This window comes from Bacteroides timonensis (assembly GCF_000513195.1).
In the GTDB taxonomy this organism is placed as follows: Bacteria; Bacteroidota; Bacteroidia; order Bacteroidales; family Bacteroidaceae; genus Bacteroides; species Bacteroides timonensis.
Genome location: NZ_CBVI010000009.1, coordinates 33,907 through 43,341 on the forward strand (window position 1 = coordinate 33,907; position 9,435 = coordinate 43,341).

Genomic DNA, 9,435 nt, shown 5'->3' on the forward strand with positions numbered 1-9,435 from the left:
GCCTATCTTCTAATTAAATATCACTTGCTTTGCCCTTGGATAATTAAACTTAGATCATATTAATATTATGAGAACAGTAAGCAAATTACTTCTTTCTTGTGTGATGTTATTCACATTATTGCCGGACGCTGCGCTTCATGCATCTGACCGGAAGACTCTTTTTGACAGTAACTGGAAATTTCATTTAGGCATCGTAGCCAATGCCGAACAACCGGAATATAATGATAGTCATTGGAGAGTTCTTGATCTTCCCCATGACTGGAGCGTTGAACCATTGTCTTTTCAAAAACAAGGCATTACTACCGGTCCTTTCTCTCGCATGAGCGAAGGTGACATCGATACGGGACAGACCGTTGGTGGTGAAGGTTGGTACAGAAAAGAACTCACTCTTGCAGGAAGCGATGCCGATAAACGTATTGTTCTCTATTTTGAAGGAGTATACAATCAGTCCGAGCTATGGATCAATGGTAAGAAAGCTAATTATAATGTTTATGGATATACCTCTTATCGTGTAGACATCACTCCTTATCTGAATGCTCCCGGTACTCCGAACGTGATTGCCATGAAAGTGGTGAACGCCGGACGTAACAGTCGCTGGTATGCCGGTTCGGGTATCTTTCGCCATGTATGGCTGATCAAGACAAATAAACTCTATCTGGATAAATGGGATACTTTCGTCAACGCTTCCGAACTTCAGAAGAAGGAAGCTGTGATTCAGTTCTCTACTATTGTACATAACGAGGGCTTGCAAAATCAATCAGGCAAAATAGGTATTAAAATATATTCGCCTGCCGGAAACGAAGTGTTTTCTACTTCACAGGTCGTGATGCTCTCTGAAGGAACCCCGGTGGCAACGTCTTTTTCTCTTAAAAAGCCTGAGTTATGGTCAATAGATACCCCTGTACTTTATACAGCGGAAGTATCCCTTTCCTCAGACGGAAAGGAGTATGATAAGATATCTGTTCCTTTTGGTATCCGCACCCTTTCTTTTTCTGCTGAGAAAGGCTTTCTGCTGAATGGTAAGTCGATGAAGCTGAAAGGTGGTTGCGTACATCACGATAACGGACTTTTGGGAGCCGCTGCCATCGACCGTGCCGAAGAACGGAAAGTGGAACTGATGAAGGCTAACGGCTACAATGCCGTCAGATGTGCCCACAACCAAGTGTCCGAGTATTTCCTTGACGCTTGCGACAGATTGGGCATGCTGGTGATTCATGAAACCTTCGACCAATGGCAGAAAGCTAAACGCGAGCAGGACTATCATCAGTTCTTTGATGAGTGGAGCGACTGGGATTTGGCTGCATCTGTTCGTCGTGACCGGAATCATCCCTCTATCATTATGTGGAGTATCGGTAACGAGGTGGAGCAACGTGCTGATGAACCTGAGGGAGACTTGATTTCCAAAAGACTGGTGAATACCGTCCGCAAGTACGATACATCCCGTTTCACAACCATCGGTTCCAATGACTTCTGGGACAGACGCCAGTTTAGTTGGGACAAAGATTCCTACCGGATCTTCAAGAATCTGGATGTGGCAGGCTACAATTATATCTGGTGGAAATATGAGAGCGATCATGCTGCCTATCCCGATCGTGTAATCTATGGTAGTGAGTCTTATCCGAAAGAAGCTGCTCAAAACTGGAACTTAGTAGAAAAGCATTCTTATGTAATAGGTGATTTTGTGTGGACAGCTATTGACTATCTGGGTGAAGCCGGATTAGCTCATGCCTTGTATCTGAACGAGGGCGAGCATGATACGCAGTTTATGGGTTGGCCTTGGTATAATGGTTGGTGCGGTGATATTGACCTTTGCGGCGACAAGAAACCTCAATCTTACTATCGTGATGTATTGTGGCGCGAGCGTCCCATTACTATGGCAGTCCATGCCCCTGTTCCCGAAGGCAAGAAAGAGGTGGTGAACGGTTGGGGCTGGCCCAATGAGTTGGTGAGTTGGAATTGGACGGGTTGCGAAGGAAAAGTGATGAAAGTAAACGTATACAGCCGTTCTCCGAAAGTGAAACTCTATCTGAACGACAAGCTTATCGGAGAAAAAGAAACGGGTAAAGAGAACTACACAGCTACCTTCGATGTGCCCTATGAACCGGGAACTTTGAAAGCAGTGAATTCAAAAGGTAAGGAGGAATTCGTATTAAAGACTGCCGGAGAACCTGCGGCTATCCGTTTGATTGCCGACCGTAGTAAAATAAAGGCTTGCAAGAATGATCTTTCCTACGTCAAGATTGAGCTGGTGGACAAGAATGGAAACGTAGTTCCCGAAACTTCTCTGCCTGTCAAAATCGAATGTACGGGCAAAGGAACTGTCATAGCAGGTGGAAATGCAGCCTATGCCGATATGGAAAGTTTCCGTTCACTTACTCCCAATACATTCCGGGGAAAGGCCATTGCCATCGTTCAGCCTGATGGAGAAAAAGGCGACATACAGGTGAAAGTCTCTGCAAAAGGGTTGGAAGATGCTTCCATAGTAATAACAACCTACTAAAAAGCGATAGTAAGATAAGTTTTGCGAAGAAACTGGCATAAACCTGCATAAGTACTTAGGTATACATTTTCTTGTATGTTATCTTTGCAGGGTTTATGCGATTTTTTCTGCCGCAGATATTATCATATACATGCGCTATAAAACAAGATAAATATCGAAAAAGATAATAAAAGAAGCTAACTTAATTTTTTAACTTTAATCTAGTAAGATGATGAAATCAGTATTAGTAAGAAACAATCGGAGAGTCCTTGCCGGCCTGCTCGTTTGCACTGGTTTTATTTGCAATTATCCCTCTTCTGCCTTTGCGGAATCGGATAATTCTTCAGTGCAAATAACGACTCAAAGTACAACACCGCAGAAACGTACTTTGGTAGGAACTGTAGTTGACTCCTCTACCGGAGAGACTTTGATTGGTGTAAATGTGAAAGTGCAAGGTGAAGATGGAGGTACCATTACCGACATTGATGGTAAGTTCCAGATTTCTGTGACCAGCAAAACAGAGCTGATATTCTCTTATATCGGCTACAAAACACAGACACTGATGGTAGGTGACCTGGGTGTGATGACCGTGAAGCTTGCGTCGGATAATGAAATGTTGGATGAGGTCGTGATTGTAGGTCAGGGTACACAGAAGAAAGTATCTGTGACAGGTGCCATTGCTACAGTGAAGGGAGCTACATTAAAAGCACCTTCTTCTTCATTGACCAGTTCACTTGCCGGTAAACTTGCCGGTGTAGTATCCATGGTGAACAGTGGTGAGCCGGGTTCTACTTCGGAATTTTATATCCGTGGTATCAATACATTCGGTGGCGTGGCTACTCCGTTGATTCTGCTGGATGGCATTGAAATTTCCTCTGCCGACCTGAACCGTATCCCGGCAGAATCCATCGAAAGCTTTTCTTTATTGAAAGATGCTTCGGCAACTGCTATCTACGGTAACCGCGGTGCAAACGGTGTAATGCTGGTAACTACCAAGAAGGGGCAGGAGAATACGAAAGCTACTATCAATGTTTCATTGGAAGCTTCATACTTCCGTCCGACAAATGTGCCGAAATTTGCTGATGGCGCTACCTATATGCGGGCTTACAATGAAGCGGAACAGGCCAGAAGTTTGACTCCGATCACTTCTCCCAAGTATAGTGAAGACCAGATCTTGAATACGGAATTGGGTACTAATCCTTATGTATATCCTGATGTGGACTGGTTTGACCAGATATTTCGTTCGGGTAATTATAACCAACGTGCCAATGTGAATGTATCGGGTGGTGGTTCGCGTGTAACTTACTATATGAGCCTCCAGGCTAACCATGATACAGGTCTCCTCGATGCACCGGATTACTTCTATAATCCCAATATCAACCAGTGGCAATATAATTTTCAGAACAACATCTCCTATAAACTGACCAATACCACTACCATTGATTTGCGCATGATGGCACAGATCGGTAATCTGCAAGGTCCTAACTATAATATAGGCAATGACTTGTACAAGAGGGTCATGCGCGCAAATCCGGTGGAATTTCCCGCTTACTTCCCACAGCAGGAGGGTGATGACGGTTTCATCCGTTTTGGCGGTGGAGAGATTAAGCCTGGCGTTTTGGGAACCAATCCGTATGAATATATGATGAGTTCTTTCAAGGAAGTCAACTTCAATACTTTGAATACTTCATTGGCTTTGAATCAGGATTTGAGTGTTATTACCAAAGGATTGAGCCTGAAAGCATTGGTGAACTTTAAGAACTGGTCGGAAACTTCGTATAATCGTAGTATCAAGTCTAATATATATAAGGTGAAAGATGGTTCCTATAATCCTGAAACCGGCGAATTTGATTATCACCTGTTGCAGACCGGTGACCAGTTCCTGAGCCAATCTGATATCGGCCGTAATTCAGACCAGACTTTCTACTTCGATGCCCGTCTGGACTGGAAGCGTAGTTTCGGTGACCACAATCTGACAGCAATGGCTATGTACATGATGCGTGAATACCGTAACAATGTATTGCCGAACCGTAATCAAGGTTATTCCGGTCGTGTGACTTACGATTATGCCAGTAAATATCTGGTTGAGTTCAACTTTGGCTATAATGGTTCCGAACGCTTGGCTGCCGGTCATCGTTTTGAGTTCTTCCCGGCTGTGTCAGCAGGTTGGGTAGCAAGTTCTGAAAAGTTCTGGGAGCCGATAAGCAAGTATATCAATCACTTCAAGATCAGAGGTTCTTACGGTTTGGTAGGTAGTGATGCCTTTGCCAGTGGAGCTCCACACTTCCTCTATCAGAATAATATTGGTATTGGCTCAGCACACAACTTCTGGACCGGACTTCCTACGAGTGAAATCAGCAAGAAAGGTCCCGGATTCTATGTATTAGCGGTGCAGGACGCAGGTTGGGAACATGTGAAGAAGTTCGATATCGGTTTCGACATGATGTTGTTTAACCAGCTGAACATTACATTCGACTATTTCCATGACAAACGTGAACGCATCCTGATGTCACGTGCTTCCTGGCCTTCTATGTTGGGATATTGGGGATCAAAACCCTGGAGTAATATTGGTGAAGTAGAAAACCAAGGTTTCGAGTTAAGCCTGAACTGGACGAAACAGTTTGGAAAAGACCTGACGTTAGATCTTCGCGGTAACTTTACCTACAATCAGAATGAATATAAATATGTGGATGAACCCAGTTATCCGTATGTTTGGCAAACCAATACCGGCAAACCGTTGAACACTGTTAAAGGTTATATTGCCGAGGGATTGTTCACAAGAGAAGAAGAAATTGCCAACTCACCGGACCAATCACAACTGGGTGCCAACATCATGCCGGGTGATATCAAATACCGTGATATAAACGGTGACGGACAAATTACTACTGAAGACCAGGTGATGATTTCATCTTATGACTGGCATCCCCGTATCCAGTATGGTTTCGGTTTGAATATTGTCTACAAGAACTTTGACTTAGGTGTGTTCTTCAATGGTTCGGCTAAACGTAAGATAATGATCAACAGTGGAATCGCTCCCTTCCTTTCTGGCGGTGGAGATGGTGAAGAAGGTGAAACACTGGCCCGAAATCTGATGCAGTGGATTGCAGATGACCATTGGTCAGTAGACAATCCGAATCCGAATGCGGCATATCCCCGTTTGGGCTTGACCAAAGCTGATGTAACCAATAACATTCAGTCCAGTACATTCTGGTTGCGCAATGGAAACTTCCTCCGCTTCAAGACACTGGAGATCGGTTATCGACTGCCTTATTGCCGTATCTATCTCAGTGGCGATAACCTGGCGGTATTCAGCCCATTCAAATTATGGGATCCTGAATTGGCATGGAATGCTTATCCGTTGTCACGCACGTTCAATCTGGGCGTTCAATTTACATTCTAAGAAACAATCTAATACATTATTGAAGTATGAAACTAACATATAAAATATCCCGAATGGCGCAGGTATTGATAGCTTCCTGCTGCCTGGTATCATGCAATTATCTGGATGTCATTCCGCCTGCACAGGCTGATTTTAAAGACACCATGAAAGATGAAGAAGCTACATTGTCTTTCTTGTATACTTGCTATGGCGGTACTCCGCGTTCTACTCCTTATCATTATCATGCTTTTGAGCAGTCTGCTGATGAGATTATTCAGCCTTATGCTTACTCCAACTGGCAGCAACAAGTGGCGTGGGGAACTATTTCTCCGGCATATTCCAATAGTTGGGGAGGTGATGATATGAATATTTGGATTCCCAGTTATAACTGGTTGGGGTATGTACACCATTTCCTGAGCTTGATTGATGACTTGCAACCGGTGGGAGTTACGGCAGAAGATAAAGAAGAGTACAAAGGTGAATGTTATTTCCTGGAGGCTTATTATCATTTCCGTGTGCTTCAAGCTTTCGGTCCCTGTCCTATTATTCCTGAGAAAGTAGACCCGAATGTTACCAGTTCAGACCTTCCCGGACGTTCACACTTCGATTACTGTGTGAATTTTATCGTGGGTAAACTGGATGATGCAGCCCGTGCACTTCCTGCAACACGTCCTAACAACGAATTGGGCCGTGCCACTTCTACTATGGCTAAGGCTTTGAAAGCCCGTATATTATTGTATGCTGCTTCTCCGTTGTGGAACGGTTCGTTCCCCAATCCGGAATGGAAGAATAAGAATTATGAGACAGACGGTTATGGTAACGAACTGGTAAGTTCCAGTTACGACCGCGAGAAATGGACACGTGCCCTTACTGCTTGTCAGGAAGCCTTGACTGCTGCTAAGGAAGCCGGTTATCAACTCTTTGACATTGAAACGGCAAACAAGAAAGCTGACCGTGATGGAATAGCTCTTCCTTTCATCCCGGGACGTGAAGAAGACACTGAGGAAAACCGTGAGTTCAAAGAACGTGTACGCATGTTCCAATATATGGTTACTGCCAACGAAGGCGATAATAACAAGGAACTTATTTGGGCACAACGTATTGAACTGGACGCTCAGAATGGTGGTGAAGGTACGGACTGTCGTTTGCCGAACAAAGTGGTGAAGAGAAGTAACGGCGTTTATGTAGGAGGTTGGGCAGCTATGGCACCCACATTATATTCTGCGCAGCACTTCTATACCGAGAACGGTAAGTTGCCGGCACAGGACCCCAATTTCTATCCTGAAGAAGAATGGTATACCCGTTTCTATGAAGGCGCTCAAAGCCCTGCTCTGGCAACCAATAATCTGGACGGTGAAGATGTGAAGAATGACATTATCAAGATGCACGCTAAGCGCGAAGCCCGTTTCTATGCGTGGATCGTATTTGACGGCACTCAATATAGCTCGAAGATTAATAATGGCAATCCGTTGTGGATTAACCTGAAGAATACCAATACAAACGGATATAACACAAGTAATACCCGTAACTGTGCTGGAAGCGGTTATCTGTCGAAGAAGTTCATTGATCCCAATATCTACTTTGGGGCTGATGGTACCCGTCAGCACACAGCTCCTCGTCGCCCGTTGATTCGTATGGCCGAGCTTTACCTGAATCTGGCAGAATGCTATGCAGCGTTGGATAATGAAGGTGAAGCCCTTGCTAATCTGAATGAGATTCGTCGCCGTGCCGGTATTTCCGAACTGACCGGAAGTGATGTAACAGGCAGCATGACTCTGACTGACTGGGTGCGCAATGAACGGTTCGTTGAACTCTTCGAAGAGGGACACCGCTACTATGACCTGCGTCGTTGGGCAATTGCTCCTCAGATGTTGAAAGCCGGTATGCGTTACGGTCTGGATGGTCTTCGTGTGAATCCGAGTTTTGAGGACTTCAACAAACCGACCCTGGTTAACCAACCGTTCAAGTGGGATGACAAACTGTATTTGATGCCCGTTTGGTCAAGAAGTGACATGGATGAGCTTTACAGTAACCCTCAGTTAGTACAGGCACCCGGATATTAATCAATCTCTAATAACAAAGCTTTATGAAAGTAAGAACAATATTGTTGATGGGCGGCCTGGTGCTACTGGGTGCCTGCAGCGAATCAAAATATGATTTGGATCAACTGGTACCGGAAGAGTACCATAAAATACTGTATGTGAATAATAGCGGTAAGCAGGATCTTACGTTGTATGATACGGATGAAGATAATAAGTATACTCTTTCCGTAGTTAAGTCCGGAAGTGATCCCAGTCTGACTGCCAGTGTCAAAGTGGGTGTGCTGACGCAAGCGGAACTTGACAAGGAATATAGCGAACCGGAAGGAACGAACTATAAGCTGATAGGTGAGAACTGTTATTCACTGGATGCAACCACGTTGGACTTTTCGTCTGCCGACCGGTATAAGCTGGTAAATATCTTCCTGAAACCTCAGAGTGTTAAAGCATTCATGGAAACTGATCCGGAAGCCGTATGGGTATTACCTTTACAGGTTACCAGTGAAACTGACTCTATCAATGCCGAGAAGAATGAATTGTTCCTGAAACTGACAGGAGTGATTACGCCTGCCATTGGCTTTGCCAATTCGGATGTAGAAGTGAAACTGTTGGATTATGGTTCTGTCTCTACATTTACGGAGAAAGTAAAATTCGGTCTTGATACAGATAATAAGTGGGATTTGGAATGTAAATTTGTAGTTGATAAGGAATATATTGCAGAGTACAATGCAGATAATGGAACTAACTTCAAGGTTCTGCCTGAAGGAACTTATACTGTTCCGGAGATGGCAACCCTTCCCAATGGCACTACGAATATGGAACTGGAAGTCACGATAAATGGTGACCAATTGACGCCGGGTGATTATATGCTGCCCGTTAAGATTGCGGAAGTTTCTCAATTTGAGATTTCTGAGGCGAAGGTGATATCTCCGCTGGCTTTCCGTGTGATGGGACATAAACTGGAACGCACGGGCTGGACGGCAGAAGCCAATACCGAAGAACTGACGGGTGAAGGTGCAAGCGGCAAAGCCGGATGTGCATTGGATGATAATCTTGCGACTTACTGGCACTCAACATGGCAGACAGGAAATTGGGTTAGCTTCCCGTTTGAAATAATCGTAGATACAAAAACAGAACATACTTTCACCCAGTTTGCTTTGATGCAAAGGCAGAATGAAAGCTATACGGATACCAAGTCTGGTAAGTTCTATGTAAGCTCTGACAAGGAGAATTGGACGGAAGTAGGACGATTCGCCATGGAGAAAATAATTGATAAGCAGGTATTCGGCGTTACTCTGACGAAGGGACGTTACTTTAAGATATCTATCGAAGAGAGTTATAGAGGTACCAATGCTTCTTTGTCAGAAGTCTATGCCTATGGCTTGGAATAATCAGATTGCAATAACTGATTTATAACAATAGTGAAAGAGAGATAGGGACTCTTTTCTCTCGAAAGGGAGAGAGACGAACTATCTCTTTTTTATTCATGCGAATCAGGAGTTGAATTATATTCATAACCGGAAAGAAATGAATTAAAT

4 protein-coding genes are annotated in these 9,435 nt (G+C 44.2%); all 4 read left to right on the plus strand.

The genetic code is table 11. The annotated features are described in order from the left end of the window. Positions 1-67 precede the first annotated feature (67 nt). The 4 genes from BN161_RS03260 (at position 68) to BN161_RS03275 (ending at position 9,288) form a co-directional block, all read left to right on the plus strand. The gene (locus tag BN161_RS03260) at positions 68-2,500 is read left to right on the plus strand and encodes a glycoside hydrolase family 2 TIM barrel-domain containing protein (protein WP_044263068.1); all 2,433 of its coding nucleotides are present in this window, start codon (positions 68-70) and stop codon (positions 2,498-2,500) included. Positions 2,501-2,711: 211 nt separating this feature from the next. After that, complete coding sequence (locus BN161_RS03265; protein WP_044263079.1) at positions 2,712-5,879, plus strand: SusC/RagA family TonB-linked outer membrane protein; 3,168 nt, start codon at positions 2,712-2,714, stop codon at positions 5,877-5,879. A 26-nt stretch (positions 5,880-5,905) separates the two neighbouring features. Further along, entirely contained in the window at positions 5,906-7,921 is a 2,016-nt protein-coding gene (locus BN161_RS03270) for a RagB/SusD family nutrient uptake outer membrane protein (RefSeq protein ID WP_044263070.1), read from the plus strand. A 23-nt stretch (positions 7,922-7,944) separates the two neighbouring features. Further along, positions 7,945-9,288, plus strand: a complete 1,344-nt coding sequence (locus tag BN161_RS03275) for a BT_3987 domain-containing protein (RefSeq protein WP_044263072.1) — start codon at positions 7,945-7,947, stop codon at positions 9,286-9,288. The last annotated feature ends 147 nt before the right edge of the window (positions 9,289-9,435 follow it).